A 16,999-nucleotide genomic window follows, 5' to 3' on the forward strand; every position below is an offset into this window, starting at 1 on the left:
GGGCTTTTGCGGCGGGACGGAAAATCCCTTCTCAATTCGACGATCCTCCGGTCGTCAATTTGACGATCCGGCCGTGGCCATCCGCTTGGCCAAAAACCCGTCGATCGCCTGTGCCATCGAGCCCACGGCACGCGAACGCCATCCTTCCGAGACCAGATGCTCGAGGTCGCCCTTGTTGGAGACATAGCCGATCTCGACCAGGACCGACGGCACGTCGGGCGCCTTCAGCACCCGGAAGCCGGCCGATTTCAGGGGATGCTTGTGCATCCGCACGGTCGACTTCATTTCGCCCATCAACAGGTGGGCAAAACGACTTGAAAAGGTGCGGGTTTCCCGCTGGGTGAGATCGATCAGGATGTCGGCGACATCGGTCGGCTCCTCCGCGAGGTTGAAGCCGGCGATGGCGTCCGCCCGGTTTTCCGCATCCGCCAGCCGCTGCGCCTCGGCGTCGGAGGCCTTGTCGGACAACGTGTAGATGGTCGCGCCCTGGGCATCGCCCTCGGCGCGCGGCAGCGCGTCGGCATGGATCGAGACGAACAACGCCGCCTTGAGGCTGCGGGCGACTTTGACCCGGTCGTTGAGCGGGATGAAGGTGTCGTCGTCGCGTGTCATCACCACGCGAAATTTGCCGGTCTTTTCCAGCCGTTCGCGCAGAGCCAGGCCAAAGGCCAGCACCAGATTCTTCTCGCTCTCGCCGCTCGACTGGGTGCCATTGTCGATGCCGCCATGGCCGGGATCGATGACAACCACCGCGCGGCCATCGGCCTTCTGCCCGGCTTCAGGATGTGCAGATGCGGGAACCGTCGCGGGCGGCGGATCGGCAATTGCCGGCCGCAGCTCAGGACGATTTTCCGGAGCCAGCGACGGCACGAAGGCGGTGCGCTCGACCTCCTCCAGTTCGAGCACCAGCCGCGCGGGCTGACCGTTGGCGGCCTCCACCACGTAGGAATTGGCGATCTTGGCCGGGCCCGTCAGGTCGAACACGATTCGGGAGCCGCCGGGCATCACCAGCCCATAGCGGAAGGCCTTGACCAGTCCGCGTCCGCCGGACCCGGTGCCGGCGGGAAGTTGAAAATTGACCTGGGGGACGTCGACCACCACCCGATACGGGTCGGCCAAGGTGACGGCGCGGAAGCTAACGGTCTGGTCGATGTCGAGGACAAAGCGGGTTTGCCTGCCGTCACCGGCCAGCCGGGCGGCCGAAGCCGTCGGGAAATTCACTGATGCAACAGCGGGTTGAGGCTGACTTTCCGCAGCCTTCAGGCGCGAGGAATCGGCACAGGGCAATGCTGCCGCGCAGAGCAGCACGCATCCTAGCAAGATCCTTTGATTTGCGCGGCTCGCCACCGATTCCGTGCCTCCGAGCAGCCTCTTTAACGCAATAGAACCACACGGTTAAACGATCCTTAATGACAGAGACGCGAAACTCGCTGACTGTGACCGCCGTGCGACGCTCCTTGCACGGATGGCCCAATCCACGTATGTACGGAATGCTGACGGCCGATATTTCCGGTTGTGTCGCATTCAGCCTCCCGGTGCAGCGCCGGAACTCTCAAGGTTTGGGAATTCCAGCGTTTTTCCGTTCCCCTCTAAGTCCAGCGCGGTGCGCGGCAGCAAGGTGGAGCGGGGCAAGCCCCGGCGGCGGACGGTTCCCGGTTACCACCACGTTTCCGGGACGGTTCTGACAGCGGCGCAACCCGTTACCCGATCCCTTAAATCCCAAGGGAGCGGTTCGTAATACCCAAGGCGAGCGCGCTCGCGCCATGCCTGGCCAACAGCAACTGATTGAGGGGCGGCCCCGCCGCCCAATGTTTCATACGGGCCGACGCTTGATGCGCCAGACTGTGCCGACCAATTCTGAAGGACCATTCGCGACGCTGCGGAGTGAAAATTCCGCGCGCCACTTTGGTCCTCCGGCGTCCGGTTCGGCAAGGCGCGAGAGACGGCGTTTCGGCCTTCCCCTCACCCCCGAATCAGGTGGACCGTCGCGTCACCCGGCAGCGCTGATGGCGCCCACGGTGAATCGCGCCCGCCGCCGCCAAGAGTTAAGACATGCCCAACAAGATGTTGATCGATGCCACCCACCCGGAAGAGACCCGGGTCGTCGTGGTCCGCGGCAATCGCGTCGAAGAGTTTGATTTCGAGACCGCGCAACGCAAGCAACTGCGCGGGAATATCTACCTCGCCAAGGTCACAAGGGTCGAACCCTCGCTCCAGGCCGCTTTCGTCGAATATGGCGGCAACCGCCACGGCTTCCTCGCCTTCAGCGAAATCCATCCCGACTACTACCAGATCCCGGTTGCCGACCGGCAGGCGCTGATCGAAGCCGAGGAGCAGGCCCATCGCGAGGCCGAGGAAGAGAGCGAGAACCGCTCCCAGGGCCGCCGCCGCTCCCGCCACCGCAATTCCCGCCGCCGTAGCCATGGCGAGCGCGTCCGCAGCGACGTCGTCGAAGGCAGCGATCCCGCGGCCCGGCAGGTCCAGGGCGAGGCCCTGCCCGAAGGCGCTTCGCACGAGGGCGAGCACCTGCACGCCGGCGCAGAGCATCACGGCGAGCACGAAGGCCACGATCATCACGGCCACGAAGCACATGACCACGAAGGGCATGACCACGACGACCATCATCATGCCCATGGTGACGATCATCACGCCCACGACCATGGCGACCACGATCATCATGGCGAGCACGACCATCACGACCATGATCATGCCGACGAGACACCGGCGCCTGTCGCAGCGATCGGCGCCGAGCCCGCGGTCGCCACAGAGGCCGTTGCCGAGCCGCAGGAGGTTGCCTCCGACGTACACGCCGACGATCTTGCCGAGGCCGTGACGTCGGCTACTGAGCCTGCCGACGCCGTGTACGCCCCCGGCGAGAGCACGCAGGCTCCGCATCACGAATCCGAAGCGACGGCCGAGGATGACGACGAAGACGAGGACGACGAGGAAGCCGAAGAGGACGTCGTTGAATCCGTCGGCGGCGACGATGTGCTGGAAGAAGTGCCGGAGCGCACCTTCCGTCCCCGCCGCCAGTACAAGATCCAGGAAGTCATCAAGCGCCGCCAGGTGATGCTGGTGCAGGTCGTCAAGGAAGAGCGCGGCAACAAGGGCGCGGCGCTGACGACCTACCTCTCGCTCGCCGGCCGCTATGCCGTCTTGATGCCGAACACCGCGCGCGGCGGCGGCATCAGCCGCAAGATCACGAGCGCGCAGGACCGTTCGCGCCTAAAGGAAGTGGTGCAGGATCTCGACGTGCCCGAGGGCATGGGGATCATTCTGCGCACCGCTGGCGCCGCCCGCACCAAGCCCGAGATCAAGCGCGATTTCGAGTACCTGATCCGGATGTGGGAGACGGTGCGCGACATGACGCTGAAGTCGCAGGCCCCGACCCTCGTCTACGAGGAAGGCTCGCTGATCAAGCGCTCGCTGCGCGACCTCTACAACAAGGAGATCGACGAGATCTCAGTTGCCGGTGAATCCGGTTACCGTGAAGCGCGCGACTTCATGAAGATGCTGATGCCCGCCAATGTGAGCGCGGTGAAGCAGTATCGCGACGGCCAGCCGCTGTTCTCGCGCATGGGCGTCGAAAGCCAGCTGGATGCGATGTTCTCCCCGACCGTGCAACTGCGCTCCGGCGGCTACATCGTCATCAACCAGACCGAAGCGCTGGTCTCGATCGACGTCAACTCCGGTCGTTCGACGCGCGAGCATCATATCGAGGACACCGCGCTCAAGACCAATCTCGAAGCCTCCGAGGAGGTCGCGCGTCAGCTTCGGCTGCGCGATCTCGCCGGCCTGATCGTCATCGACTTCATCGACATGGACGAGAAGCGCAACAACCGCGCGGTCGAGCGCAAGCTGTCCGATTGCCTCCGGCAGGACCGCGCGCGGATCCAGGTCGGACGCATCTCGCATTTCGGCCTGCTCGAAATGTCACGCCAGCGCATCCGCGCCAGCGTGTTGGAGTCCTCGACCGATCCCTGCACGCATTGCGGTGGCACCGGCCATGTGCGCTCGGTGTCCTCGGTTGCGCTCCAATTGCTGCGCGGCCTCGAAGAGATCCTGATGAAGGGCGCAACCCACAATCTGGTGGTCCGCACCCGCACCGACGTCGCGCTCTATGTGCTGAACCACAAGCGCGGCCATCTGCGCGACCTCGAGAACGGCTTCAAGGTCACGTTGTCGGTCATCGCCGACCCGAGCGTCAACGGGCCGCAGGCCTATGTCATCGACCGCGGCGAGCAGGTGCATACGCTGGAAGCCGCCAAGGCTCTGCTGGCGGCGCAGGCGGCCGCAAGCCCGCCGCCCCTGGTCGAAGAGGCCTATGACGACGAGGAGTTCGATCCGGAGACCGAATCCGAGGTCGAGACCGAAGAAACCGAAGGTCTCGCCGAGGAGCAGACCGCAGGCGACGCCGCTACCGAGCAGGACGGCCAGCGCCGCAAGCGTCGCCGTCGCCGCCGCGGTCGCGGTGGCCCGCGCGACGAGGAGACGCGCGAGGATGGCGCTCCCGCTCTTGCCGAGACGGCCGTGGCGGCCGGCGAAGGCGAAGAGGATGCCGAGGCCGAGCCGGATGGCGAGGAAGGCGAGGAACAGGGAGCCCGTGGCGAGCAGCAGGGCAGCGCCGATCGCCGTCGCCGGCGTGGTCGCCGTGGCGGACGTCGGCGTCGTGGTCCTGGCGAGGAAGGTCTCGCCGGCTCCATCGGCGACGAGCTCGCGGCCAGTGCGCCGTCGGAAGCGACCGATGCAGTCGCCGATTTCGACGGTTTTAGCGGCGAGGCTGCGCCCTCGATCGCGCAGGCCGAGCACACGTCGGAACCTCAGGTCACCCAGCCTGAGCCGCGGGCCGAAGCACGGATTGAGGCAACGGCCAGGCCTGAGCCGGCTCCTGCTGCCGCGGACGAAGAGCACGCCGACGACAAGGCCGCACGACGCCGTTCGACGGTTCGGGAAAAGGTGAGCTTCCTGTCGAGCAGCCAGAGTGAACCGGCACCGATCGCGCAGGCGGCCGAGCCGGTTGCCCCGCCCGCACCGGCTCCGGAGCCCGCGCCCGCAGCGGCAAGCGAAACCTCGGCCGCACCGCGTCGCGCCGGCTGGTGGTCGCGCCGCTTCGGCGGCGGCGAATAGACGAGCCCCAATCAAAAACGCCCGGCTTCGGCCGGGCGTTTTTCGTTCCACGCTCTCTTTGCTGTTCAGAGCGACGGTGGATCGCCTTCGATCGGCGCCACGTCGCGCGATGCGATCCGGCGGAGCTGATCGTAGAGGTCAGGCGCTTCGCTGGTGCAAAGGCAGACGCCTGTCGCAGCAGGCCCTTCGCCGGCGTTGAGGTAGGCGTGGCCCATGGTGCTGTCGAGATAAATGCCGTCGCCCTCGCCCAGGATCTCCGGCGCGTAGAACTCGGTGTGGACGGCAACGCGTCCGCTCGTCACCACGAAATATTCCTCGCCGGCGTGGCGCAGCAGCGGACCGAACTCCTCCAGCGAGCGCGCCCTGACTTCGGCCAGGATCGGCACCATGCGTTTGCCGATCAGATCGGTGCATTGATAGGTGTAGGTGTAGAATCCGGTCGTGATCACCTGCCCCTGCCCGGCACGGCTGATGCTCCGTCGCGCCGTGACCGGTCTGCTCTGCTCGGGACGCGGGGGCACCGGATTGAACAGCTCGGCGATCTCCATCTTCAAGCCGGAGGTGAGCTGGAGCAGCTTGTCGTAGGTCAGCGACATCAGACCGTTCTCGACCTTGGACAGGGTCGACAGCGCCATGCCGGTCCGCTCCGCCACCTGCTTGAGCGTCAGCCCCCGCGCCTGGCGGGCAGCCTTGAGGCATTGGCCCAGCTGGGAGTTGGCGCCCTCCGGCGTCGTCACGATCTCGCTCATCCAGCAAGGTTATCACGGCGGCCGAAAAATTGTTTGATCGATCCACCTAATCTTTTCGACTGAAGCCGGCCCTGGGTTCCGCATCTGGCCGCCGTTTGGGCAGGCAAACCAGCATTTGTGCATGAAATGGCCGGTTCTGACGAATATTGGTGCGCGGCCTCCACTTTCCGATATGCTAAATCGTTTTCAAATTTTGAAAGGGATTGGCATTGTCCGACCTTTGCGATTCCAGCGCCGTTGAGCTGCGCCGCCGCCTGTCCGCCCGGGACATCTCGCCCGTCGAGCTGCTGGAGTCGTGCCTGTCGCGGATCGCCACCGTCAATCCCGCCGTCAATGCCGTCGTGACACTGGACGAGCCTGGCGCTCGCGCCGCTGCCAAGGAAGCCGAGGCTGCCATCCTGCGCGGTGAGGATCATGGCGCCCTCCACGGGCTCCCCGTTCTCATCAAGGACACCCAGGACACCGCTCGACTGCGCACCACCTATGGCAGTCCGTTGCTGAGGGACAACGTCCCACTCGCTGACCAGGGCTCGGTGGCACGGCTGCGCGCGGCTGGCGCCATCATCTTCGGCAAGACCAACACACCGGAATGGGCGGCCGGCGGCAACACCCGCAACCCCGTGTTCGGGGCGACCGGCAATCCGTTCGATCCGATGCGCTCGGCGGCCGGCTCCTCCGGCGGCTCGGCGGTGGCGCTCGCCTGCGGCATGGCTCCGCTCGCCTCGGGCTCGGACACCGGCGGCTCCTTGCGCAATCCGGCCGGCTTCGCCGGCATTGTCGGCATGCGCCCGTCCTTCGGCCTCGTCGCCAGCGAGAAGCGCGTGTTCGGCTGGTCCAATTTGTCGACCGACGGGCCGATGGCGCGCAATGTCGCCGACACCGCGCTGATGCTGTCGGTGATGGCGAGCGACGATGCCCGCGATCCGCTCGCCTATACGCTGCCCGGCGAGCCTGTGCGCGGGCATGCCGAACGCTGGGCCGCGCCGCGCCCCGCAGAACTCGGCAGGCTGCGCCTGGCCTTCACCGAAGACTTCGGCTTCGCCCCGACCGAGCAGACCATCCGGCGCGTGTTCCGTCAGCGCGTGAGCAAGCTTGCACCTCTCTTCGCCGAATGCCGCGAGGCGACGCCGGATTGCTCCGGCGCCGATGACGCCTTCGCCGTGCTGCGTGCCGGCATGTTCCTGGCGACGCATGGTAAGAACTACAAGGAGCGGCCCGAGATGCTCGGGCCCAATGTCCGCGCCAATGTCGAGGAAGGCCTCGGCTACACGCTCGAAGATCACGCGCGCGCCGCAACGACGCAGACGCGGATCTATCGCGCCTGGCAAAGCTTCTTCGAAAGCTGCGACGTGCTGATCAGCCCCACCATCACGCTCAGTCCGCGGCCGTGGTCGGAGCCCCATCCCGCGGAGATCGACGGGGTGCCAACGAAATCCTACTTCCATTGGCTGGCGCTCGCTTATGCCGTGACGCTTCCCGGCCATCCCGCCATCAGCATTCCTCTCGGCCTCGATGAAGCCGGGCTGCCTTTCGGCCTGCAGATCGTCGGTCAGCGTGGCGGCGACGCCGCCGTGCTCGCGGTGGCCGCGAGCCTCGAAGCAGCGTTCGCCGGCGACGCGCAATTGTGCCGGCCGGCGCCCGATCTGGCCCGGCTTGCCGTGGCGCCGCCGCTCTCGGCTGCACCCGGCTTCCTGAGTTGGGAATGAAGAACGTGGGAATGATCAGAACTCGGGCATGACCTGAACTCGGCAACGACCGAAACCAGCCCTGGCGGCGCGATGGAGACGAGGATGACGGAATTGCCGAGGAAGACCAGCGTCATCGCATTCGTCCTGCTCTACGTCGCCTACTGCATCTCCTATGTCGACCGCGCGGCGATCTCGCTGGCGCTGGCGCAGATCGGCAAGGACTTCAACCTCCAGGCCGCAGATCTCGGCATTGTCATCAGCGCGTTCTTCCTCGGCTACGCCGCGATGCAGGTGCCGGGCGGATGGCTCTCCGACCGCTTCGGATCGAAATATGTGGTGATCATCACCATCGTGATGTGGTCGCTGTTCACGGCGTTCACGAGCCTTGCTTGGTCGCTCACCTCACTGATCGCGATCCGCTTCCTATTCGGTATCGCCGAGGGCGGCTTCCCGCCGGCGAGCATCCGCGCAGTCGCGGAGGTGTTCAACAAGGACAGCCGGCCGAAGATGTCGGCGCTGCTGCTGTCGTCCAACTATGCCGGCAGCATGATCGCGCCGCTGATCATGGCGCCGTTGATCCTCTGGCTCGGCTGGCGCCATGCCTTCAACGCGATCGGCATTGCAGGCATCGTCTTTGCGGTCGCCTATTTCGTCTTCGTCCCGTATCTGGGCCGCCTGGGCGCGAACGATCCGAACCTGTCGGGGGCGAAGGCCGAGAGCCGTGCGCCGATGCGCGAGCTCATGAAGAATCCGCTGCTGTGGCAGCTGATGGTGGTGTGGTTCGGCCTCAGCTGCGTCAACAAGGGCCTGGATTCCTGGATGCCGCTCTATCTGCTCCAGCAGCGCGGGCTCGACCTCAAGACCGTCGGCATCGTGGCGCCGATCCCGTTCGTGATGGCGACGATCGCGACCGCGATCGGCGGCTGGGTGATGACGACCTTCTTCGCCGAGCGCGAAAAATATCTGCTGATCGGCGCCTCCGCATTGACCGGCATCTTCCTCTACGCCATGTACAAGGCGGAGACGATCGCGATGCTGATCACCTACCAGTCGGTGGTCTATTTCTTCAAATCCTTCGTACTGGCCTCGGTGATTGCGCTTCCGACCAAGCTGCTCCGCGACGACCAGATCGGATCCGGCATCGGCATGGTCAATCTCGGCGGCCAGAGCGCGGGCTTCGTCGCACCCGTGGCCATCGGCTTCATCGTGACCGGAACCGGATCGTTCGATGCCGCCTTCGGCTTTCTCGTGGCGATGACGGCGTTATCAGTCGTGGTCGCCGCAACCATCAACACGGCCCAGCCGAAGCTCATGCCGCAGACGGCCTGACAGGAGAATTTCTTCCGATGCAAAGCGCGATCGTCCTCGGCGGCGGCATGATCGGCGTCAGCGCGGCGCTGCACCTCCAGCAGCGCGGCTGGTCCGTCACGCTGATCGACCGCAGGGAGCCGGGCCGTGAGACCAGCTACGGCAATGCCGGCATGATCCAGGCGGAAGCGGTGCGCCCCTATCCGATGCCGCGCGACCTCGCCACGCTCCTGAAGATCGCGACCGGCCGCACCAACGACGTGCGTTACAGCCTGTCATCTCTTCATCTTCATATCGAACCCCTGCTCCGCTATTGGTGGCATTCGGCGCCGAAGCGACATCGTGAGGCGATCGACGCCTGGGCACGGCTGATCGCCTACGCGACGGCGGAGCACGACATCCTCATTCGCGAAGCCCATGCCGACAATCTGATCCGCCGCGCGGGATACCGGCACCTGCATCGCGACGCTGCCTCGTTCGATCTTGCCGTCAAGGCGGCGGAAGAGGACCAGCGCGAATTCGGCGTGAGGTTTCGTGCGCTCTCGGGCGCCGAGCTCGCCAAGGCCGAACCTGTCCTGCGCGACGACCTGCCCGGCGCGATCCATTGGCTCGACACCTGGACCGTGTCTGATCCCGGCGCGCTGGTCACGGCCTATGCCAATCTGTTTGAGCGCCTCGGCGGCGCCATCGTGCTCGGTGATGCCCAAAGCCTGCAGCAGACCGCCACCGGCTGGTCGGTCAAGACAGACCATGGGCGGGTCGACGCCGCCAACGCCGTGGTGACGCTCGGGCCGTGGTCGCCCGATCTCCTGCTCAAATTCGGATATCGCATTCCGCTGGTGCGCAAGCGCGGCTACCACATGCATTACAGCGGTGGCGCCTCGCTCGATCTGCCGCTGGTCGACAAGGCCGGTGGCTACGCCATGGGTCCGATGGCGAAGGGTATCCGCATCACCACCGGCGCGGAGTTGACGGGCCTGGACGCGCTCGCAACGCCCGTGCAGCTCGCCAGCGCGGAAGCCTCCGCGCGCGAGCTGATCGACCTCGGCAAGCGGGTCGAGCCCGACCCATGGTTCGGCACCCGCCCCTGCACGCCCGATATGCTGCCGGTGCTCGGCCCCGCCCCACGCCATCCCGGCCTCTGGATGAACTTCGGCCACGGCCACCAGGGCTTTACGCTGGGACCCGCGACCGGGCGCCTCCTCGCCGAGATGATGAGCGGCGAAACACCGGCGATCGATCCGACGCCGTACCGGCCGGAGCGATTCTAGATCAGGGTTGACGGCAAGCACCGCGTGCGCGTCGCCAGATGCAGGTTGAACGCGCGAGTTCGCAACTTCCGTCAGTCGGCGCGCTCGGCGAGCAGTGTCCTGATGCGTTCGGCGTCGTCGGGAGTCGCGGGGTTGTAGACGATCATGCTGAGATCGGAGCGTCCCTCGACGATAAAGCTCGAATATTCGAACGACATCGTGCCGTGAACGGGGTGCCGCAGCCGCTTGGTGCCGTCGCCGTGGTAACGCACGTCATTGTCGCGCCAGAGCGCGGCGAATTCCGGGCTGGTCCGGCACAGCTCGTCGACAAAATTGGCGACATGCGAGACTGCGCCGGCCCGCGCGGCGTCCGCCCGGAAAGCCGCGACCACGAAGCGCGCCACGCTGTCCCAATCGTATTGCGCGGCGCGCACGCGCGGATCGCAGAAGATGAAGCGCAGGATGTTGCGCTGTCCCGGCGGGATCGCGCCGTAGTCGGTCAGCACGGCGCTTGCGGCACGATTCCAGGCGACGACGTCCCAGGTCGCGGTCCGCACCAGCGCCGGGCTGAACGCGAACGCATCGAGCACCCGCTGCAACCGCGGCGAGACGCCTTCGCTCGCCTGGTAGCGCACCTCGGGCGGACGGCCGAGGCCGATCAGGAACAGGTGCTCGCGCTCGACATCGGTCAGCATCAGCGCTCGCGCGATGCGGTCGAGCACATCGGGCGACGGCGCGCCGCCGCGGCCCTGCTCGAGCCAAGTGTACCAGGTCGGGCTGATATTGGCGCGCTGCGCCACCTCCTCGCGGCGGAGTCCCGGCGTACGCCTGCGGCTACCCGCGAAGCCGAACGCGGTGGCATCGAGCCGGGTGCGGCGGTCCTTGAGGTAGGCCCCGAGCAGGTTTTCGGCTGAAGCGGTCTCGCTCATCCTGTTAGCTATTATACCCCGATAATGTCACTACTTTACCCGGATAATCCTAGCGCGGATGGTCGTCTCCACCAACCCTGGAGATACTCATGCGTGTTTTCGTCACTGGCGCCACCGGCTTCGTCGGCTCCGCCGTCGTTCGCGACCTGATCGCTGCCGGCCACCGGGTCACGGGCCTCGCCCGCTCCGACGCGGGAGCCGCGACGCTCGCCGCGATGGGCGCCGAGATCCACCGCGGCTCGCTGGAGGATCACGCGTCCTTGCGCAGCGGCGCGGCCGCCTCCGACGGCGTCCTGCACCTCGGCTTCAACCACGACTTCTCGAAGTTTCTGGACAATTGCGAGCTCGACCGCCACGCGATCCTGGCGATCGGCGAGGAGCTCAAGGGCTCCGGTCGCCCTCTCATCGTCACCTCCGGCGTCGCGCTGCTTGCGCCCGGCCGCCTCGCCACCGAGGACGATGTGTCGGCGCAGCGCTTTCCGCGCGTGTCGGAAGCGACCGCGCTGTCGCTGGCCGGCGTCCGCGCCGCCGTTGTGCGTCTTCCGCCCTCCACGCATGGCGAGGGCGACCACGGCTTCGTTCCGATCCTGATCAACCTCGCGCGCCAGAAAGGCGTATCGGTCTATGTCGGCGATGGCAGCAACCGCTGGCCCGCCGCGCACCGCTTCGATGCCGCGCGCGTCTACCGGCTGGCGCTGGAGCAAGGCGCAACCGCGAAGCACTATCACGCGATCGCCGAGGAAGGCGTGCCGTTCAAGGCGATTGCGGAAGTGATCGGCCGGCGGCTCGGCGTGCCCGTGGTGTCCCAATCGCCCGAGGAAGCGACCGCGCATTTCGGCTGGTTCGCACAGTTCGCGGGCGCCGACGTTCCGACCTCGAGCGCGAAGACGCGTGCTGCTCTCGGCTGGTCGCCGCAAGAAAAAGGGCTGATCGAGGATCTCGACCAGCCCTATTACTTCAAGATCTGACGGCGCCCGGCACCGTCAAATGCAGATCAGTCCGTCGTGACAGCCGTTTCCATGTCGGTCGGATCGATCTGCCTGGCGAGGTTGGCGTTGAGCTTGTCGCGATCGAGTTCGCCCTCCCACCAGGCGACGATCACGCAGGCAACGCCGTTGCCGCACAGATTGGTCAGCGCGCGGCACTCACTCATGAACTTGTCGATGCCGAGCACGATCGCCATGCCCGGCACGAGGCGCGGATCGACCACGGCGAGCGTCGCCGCCAGCGTGATGAAGCCCGCGCCCGTGATACCGGAGGCGCCCTTCGAGGTCAGCATCGCCACCACCAGAATGGTGAGCTGCTGGCCGAAGGTGAGATCGAAGCCCAGCGCCTGCGCGATGAACAAGGTCGCCAGCGTCATGTAGATGTTGGTGCCGTCGAGATTGAACGAATAGCCCGTGGGCACCACGAGGCCGACCACCGATTTGGAGCAGCCCAGGCGCTCAAGCTTTTCCATCAAGGACGGCAACGCGCTTTCCGAGGACGAGGTGCCGAGCACAATCAGCAGCTCGTCCTTGATGTAGGCGAGGAACTTGAAGATGGAGAAGCCCGCGAAGCGCGCGATGATACCGAGCACGACGAACACGAACAGCGCCGCAGTCAGGTAGAATGTCGCTATCAGGCCGATCAGGTTGAGGATCGCCCCGGTGCCGAACTTGCCGATGGTGTAGGCCATCGCGCCGAAGGCGCCGATCGGCGCCGCGCGCATCACGATGGAGATGACGCCGAACACCGCATGCGCGGCGTCGTCGATGAAACTGCGGATGGTGTGGCCGCGTTCGCCGAGCCCCATGATGGCGAAGCCGAACAGCACCGAGAACAGCAGCACCTGCAGGATCTCGCCTTGCGCGAAAGCGCCGACGACGGTGTCCGGAATGATGTGCAGCACGAAGTCGACCGACCTCTGGCCTTCGGCCTGCTTGGCGTAGTTGGCGACGGCCTGCGCGTTGGCGGCGGCGCCGCCGAAGCCCGCACCCGGCTTCACCAGATTGCCGATGATGAGTCCGATCACCAGCGCGAAGGTCGAGACGATCTCGAAATAGACCAGCGCCTTGACGCCGATGCGGCCGACCTTCTTGGCATCCTGGATATGGGCGATGCCCGAGACCACGGTGCAGAAGATGATCGGCGCGATCACCATCTTGATCAGCTTGATGAAGCCATCGCCGAGTGCCTTGATCCACTCATTGGTGGCGACTGACGGCCAGAGCCAGCCGACGATGGCGCCGAGCACGATCGCGATCAGCACCTGGATATAAAGTACCTTGTACCACGGCTTGGCGGCGGGCGGCGCGACCGGCGCCCCCACCATCGTTGTCGTCGTCATTGTTTCACTCCCCCTCAAAACGCCGGGCCAGCCAAGATCAACTTGGCCGGCCCTGTCAATCGGAACTGCTCGTTATTGCGCGCTTTACCCGCGATCGACCACCCGGCGTATCGCCGGCATCAACGTCGCGCCCAGCGCGTTCTTGACCAACGACGCCGCAACGAACGGCATCAGGCCGACCTGCCAAGCCTTTGCGGCGCCAAGGCCGAGGCCAAAGGCCAGCCAGCCAAAGCCCGCGGCCAGAATGAGGATGTGGCCGACGGCCATGGCCGCAAACAGCAGCATGACGCTGCGATCCCAGCCGCGCTCGGCGAGCCAGCCGGTGACGAAGGCGGCGCCAATGAAGCCGAACAGATAGCCCGCGGTCGGGCCGACCAGCGGTGCGATTCCACCAACGGGACCGGCGAACACCGGCAGGCCCATTGCGCCCTCGGCGAGGTAGGCAATCATGGTTGCGCTGCCAAGCCGCCAGCCATAGGCGGCGCCGATCATCAACGCGACCAGCGTCTGCAATGTCATGGGCACGTAAGGCAGCGGCAGGTTCACCTTGGCTGACAGCGCCATCAAGGCGGTGCCGAGCGCAATCAGCACGACGGCGCGCAAGGCGCCGACGGTTTCACCGGGCCGGACTGGCCACATCAATGCGGCGAGAGGAGAATGCGTGGCGGTAGACGGGACGGAACGGTCAGACAAGTTGCACTCCAGAAGGCTGTCGAAAACTGGCGGCTATTTAAGCCAGTGAGCGATCCGGTCAACTGCTTCCCGCATCTCCGCAGCCGAACGCGCATAAGAGAGCCGTATGAATGAACGGCCATGGATGGGATCGAAATCGAGCCCCGGCGTGACCGCGACATGGGCCTGTTCGAGCATCTGCTTGGCGAAGTCGAAACTGTCTGAGGTGAAATCCGAGACATCCGCATAGAGATAGAACGCGCCGTCGGCCGGCAGAAACCTGGTCAGGCCGGCCTTGGGCAATCCCTCGATCAGGATGCGCCGGTTTTCCTGATAGCCGTGCTTGATCTCCTCCATCTCGGCCGCGCCGTCGAAGGCCGCTTCGGCCGCGATCTGCGACAGCGACGGCACCGAGATCGACAGGTTCTGCTGCAGCCGCTCGATCGGCCGCACCAGAATCTCGGGCACGACCATCCAGCCGACGCGCCAGCCCGTCATGCAGAAATACTTCGAGAACGAGTTGATCACGAGCGCGTGGTCCGACAGCGCCGCAGCCGTCACCGCGGGAAACGCGTAGTCGAGCCCGTGATAGATCTCGTCCGAGATGAAACGGATGCCCGCGTCTTGCGCCGCAGCGATCAGGCCTGCGAGCGCCTCGCGGGACATCATGGTCCCGGTCGGATTGGCCGGGCTGCCGACCAGCACGCCCTTCAGCGGCGCCTTGCGATGGGCGACCAGCAGCGCCTCGCCGGTCAGCGCATGGCGCGTCTCGTTCGTAGTCTCGATCAGCACCGGCTCGCAGCCGAGCGCGGTGAGAATATGACGGTACGGCGGATAACCCGGCACCGTCACGGCGACGCGGTCGCCCGGCTCGAACATCGCCAGGAAAGCCAGAATGAACCCGCCGGAGGAGCCGGTGGTCACCACGATTCGCTCGGGGCTGACATCGCAGCCATAGGCATCGCGATAATGCCGCGCGATGCGCGCGCGCAAGGAGGGGATGCCCAGCGCGGAGGTATAATCGATCCGCCCTGCCTCGAGCGCCGCATGGGCGGCCGCAATCGCGGTCTTCGGCGCGCCGGCGGCGGGCTGGCCAACCTCCATGTGGATGACATGGCCCCCGGCCGCCTCGATCCGGGCCGCCGCGGCCATCACGTCCATCACCATGAACGGGGGAACATCGCTACGGCGGGAGGGCTCAAGCCACTGCCCCAACCGGTTCCTCAAGGTCGCATCGTGCATCGATTTCTGCTATTCGCTGGCGGACTGATCCGTCCGGCCTGAGAACGGGGTTCTTGCGCCCCAGACTGGCCGCATTGTACGGCTCATAAGGGGAACGGCTCAAAAGGGCATATCGCGTATCCGGTCCGCCGCCAATCGCCAAAACCAATCACTGAACTGCTCGACCAAGAATGCTTGACCAGCCTGCTGACAAGATCCTTTGACCCAGACCGCTTGATGTTGTTCCAGATCGCATTGCGCAAGAAGGCCACCGCCCTCATCTCCCTCCTCGCGGCGGCTGCGATCGCGCTGACGCCGTTCTCGGCCGCGCATGCGCAGGCCAAGGGGCCGCCGGTCCTGCGCGACACCGAGACCGAGCAGCTGCTGCGCGAATACACCCGCCCGATCCTGCGCGTCGCCGGTCTGGAGAAGCAGAACATCCAGATGGTGATCGTCAACGAGGGCTCGTTCAACGCGTTCGTCGCCGACGGCCGCCGCATCTTCGTCAATTACGGCGCGATCCTCCAGTCGGAGACGCCGAACCAGATCATCGGCGTGCTCGCGCACGAGACCGGGCATCTGGCCGGCGGACATCTGTCCAAGCTGCGCGAGCAGCTCGCCAATGCCCAGACCCAGATGATCATCGCCATGCTGCTCGGCGCCGGCGCGATGGCCGTGGGCAGCACCCGCGGCAGCGGCAGCGCCGGCAACAATGGCCTTGCCAATGCGGGAGCCGCCGCCCTCGCCGGCCCGCAGGAGATGATCCGCCGTACGTTGCTGTCCTACCAGCGGCAGCAGGAGGAGAACGCCGATCGCGCCGGCGTGAAATTCCTGACGGCGACCCAGCAGTCGCCGAAGGGCATGTACGAGACCTTCAAGCGCTTCACCAGCGAGAGCCTGTTCGCAGCACGGGGCGCCGATCCCTATCTCCAGTCGCACCCGATGCCCGCCGAGCGCGTCGCTTCACTGCAGGAGTTCGCCAGCGCCAGCCCCTATTGGGACAAGAAGGACGATCCCGCGCTTCAGCTGCGCCACGACATGGTGCGCGCCAAGATCTCCGCCTTCATGGAACGGCCGGAGACGGTGTACCGCCGCTATCCCCTGACCAACGACAGCCTGCCGGCGCGCTACGCCCGCGCCATCAGCACCTATTTGCATGGGGATTTGCGCAGCGCGCTCACCCAGATTGACGCGCTGATCCAGGTCCAGCCCAACAATGCGTATTTTTACGAGGTGCGCGGCCAGGCCCTGCTGGAGGGCGGCAAGCCGGCCGAGGCGATTCCGGCCCTGCGCAAGGCTGTCGCACTTTCGAACAACGCGCCCCTCATCGAGATGTTACTTGGGCAGGCTCTGGTTGGGTCCGATAATAAGGCCTACACCGATGACGCCGTTCGGATTCTCCGGGCCGCGGTGGCACGGGAACCGGAGGCCGTGCTCGGCTACATGCAGCTCGCGATGGCCTATGGCCGGAAGGGCGACTATGCCGAGGCCGATCTGGCGTCGGCGCAGGCCGCTTATCTGCGCGGCGACAACAAGACCGCCCGCGAGCTTGCGACGCGCGCGAAAACCCGTTTCGCCGTCGGCACACCCGGATGGGTCAAGGCCGACGACATCGTGGCGTCGAAACCGCCGCGCAACTGACCAGAACGACGCCTTACGCCACGACGCCTTACGAAACGACGTCACGACACCGAGCTTAAGTCCGCCGGGACGTTTTCCGAAACCT

12 protein-coding genes are annotated in these 16,999 nt (G+C 65.8%); 6 read left to right on the forward strand and 6 right to left on the reverse strand.

Features of this window, described 5'->3' with window-relative positions; all coding sequences use genetic code 11:
• Window positions 1–54: 54 nt before the first annotated feature.
• Window positions 55–1,347: an N-acetylmuramoyl-L-alanine amidase gene (locus BRA1253DRAFT_RS04510; protein WP_007591588.1), complete on the reverse strand. Its 1,293-nt coding sequence runs from the start codon at window positions 1,345–1,347 to the stop codon at window positions 55–57.
• Window positions 1,348–2,052: 705 nt separating this feature from the next.
• Between BRA1253DRAFT_RS04510 and BRA1253DRAFT_RS04515 the strand changes: the two genes are divergently transcribed.
• Window positions 2,053–5,127: a ribonuclease E/G gene (locus BRA1253DRAFT_RS04515; protein ID WP_007591589.1), complete on the forward strand. Its 3,075-nt coding sequence runs from the start codon at window positions 2,053–2,055 to the stop codon at window positions 5,125–5,127.
• A 65-nt stretch (window positions 5,128–5,192) separates the two neighbouring features.
• Here BRA1253DRAFT_RS04515 and BRA1253DRAFT_RS04520 read toward each other — a convergent pair whose 3' ends face one another.
• Window positions 5,193–5,876, reverse strand: coding sequence for a helix-turn-helix domain-containing protein (locus BRA1253DRAFT_RS04520; RefSeq protein WP_007591591.1), 684 nt, complete (start codon window positions 5,874–5,876; stop codon window positions 5,193–5,195).
• A gap of 209 nt (window positions 5,877–6,085) precedes the next feature.
• Between BRA1253DRAFT_RS04520 and BRA1253DRAFT_RS04525 the strand changes: the two genes are divergently transcribed.
• The 3 genes from BRA1253DRAFT_RS04525 to BRA1253DRAFT_RS04535 all read left to right on the forward strand — a co-directional run bounded on the left by BRA1253DRAFT_RS04525 (window position 6,086) and on the right by BRA1253DRAFT_RS04535 (window position 10,143).
• Window positions 6,086–7,582 carry an amidase gene (locus tag BRA1253DRAFT_RS04525; protein ID WP_007591596.1) on the forward strand — a complete coding sequence of 499 codons (1,497 nt, stop codon included), beginning with the start codon at window positions 6,086–6,088 and terminating at the stop codon, window positions 7,580–7,582.
• 84 nt (window positions 7,583–7,666) lie between these two features.
• Entirely contained in the window at window positions 7,667–8,893 is a 1,227-nt protein-coding gene (locus BRA1253DRAFT_RS04530) for an MFS transporter (protein WP_007591597.1), read from the forward strand.
• A 17-nt stretch (window positions 8,894–8,910) separates the two neighbouring features.
• On the forward strand, window positions 8,911–10,143 hold the full coding sequence (locus tag BRA1253DRAFT_RS04535) for an FAD-binding oxidoreductase (RefSeq protein ID WP_007591598.1): 1,233 nt from the start codon (window positions 8,911–8,913) through the stop codon (window positions 10,141–10,143).
• Window positions 10,144–10,214: 71 nt separating this feature from the next.
• On the opposite strand, the gene BRA1253DRAFT_RS04540 is transcribed toward BRA1253DRAFT_RS04535, so the two are convergent.
• A complete protein-coding gene (locus BRA1253DRAFT_RS04540; protein WP_007591599.1) occupies window positions 10,215–11,051 on the reverse strand; it encodes a helix-turn-helix transcriptional regulator in 837 nt (278 codons plus the stop codon).
• 89 nt (window positions 11,052–11,140) lie between these two features.
• On the opposite strand from BRA1253DRAFT_RS04540, the gene BRA1253DRAFT_RS04545 reads away from it, so the two are divergent.
• On the forward strand, window positions 11,141–12,019 hold the full coding sequence (locus BRA1253DRAFT_RS04545; RefSeq protein ID WP_007591600.1) for an SDR family oxidoreductase: 879 nt from the start codon (window positions 11,141–11,143) through the stop codon (window positions 12,017–12,019).
• A 26-nt stretch (window positions 12,020–12,045) separates the two neighbouring features.
• Here the strand turns inward: BRA1253DRAFT_RS04545 and BRA1253DRAFT_RS04550 are convergent, their stop codons facing one another.
• The 3 genes from BRA1253DRAFT_RS04550 to BRA1253DRAFT_RS04560 form a co-directional block, all read right to left on the reverse strand.
• Entirely contained in the window at window positions 12,046–13,380 is a 1,335-nt protein-coding gene (locus tag BRA1253DRAFT_RS04550) for a dicarboxylate/amino acid:cation symporter (protein ID WP_007591601.1), read from the reverse strand.
• Window positions 13,381–13,464: 84 nt separating this feature from the next.
• Window positions 13,465–14,019 (reverse strand): biotin transporter BioY, encoded by a 555-nt coding sequence (locus tag BRA1253DRAFT_RS04555; RefSeq protein WP_035992783.1) that lies wholly within the window; start codon window positions 14,017–14,019, stop codon window positions 13,465–13,467.
• Between the two features lie 87 nt (window positions 14,020–14,106).
• Window positions 14,107–15,294, reverse strand: a complete 1,188-nt coding sequence (locus tag BRA1253DRAFT_RS04560; protein ID WP_007591605.1) for a pyridoxal phosphate-dependent aminotransferase — start codon at window positions 15,292–15,294, stop codon at window positions 14,107–14,109.
• A gap of 216 nt (window positions 15,295–15,510) precedes the next feature.
• Between BRA1253DRAFT_RS04560 and BRA1253DRAFT_RS04565 the strand changes: the two genes are divergently transcribed.
• The gene (locus BRA1253DRAFT_RS04565; RefSeq protein ID WP_007591606.1) at window positions 15,511–16,914 is read left to right on the forward strand and encodes a M48 family metalloprotease; all 1,404 of its coding nucleotides are present in this window, start codon (window positions 15,511–15,513) and stop codon (window positions 16,912–16,914) included.
• Window positions 16,915–16,999 lie beyond the last annotated feature (85 nt).

The organism is Bradyrhizobium sp. WSM1253 (assembly GCF_000244935.1).
GTDB lineage: Bacteria > Pseudomonadota > Alphaproteobacteria > Rhizobiales > Xanthobacteraceae > Bradyrhizobium > Bradyrhizobium canariense.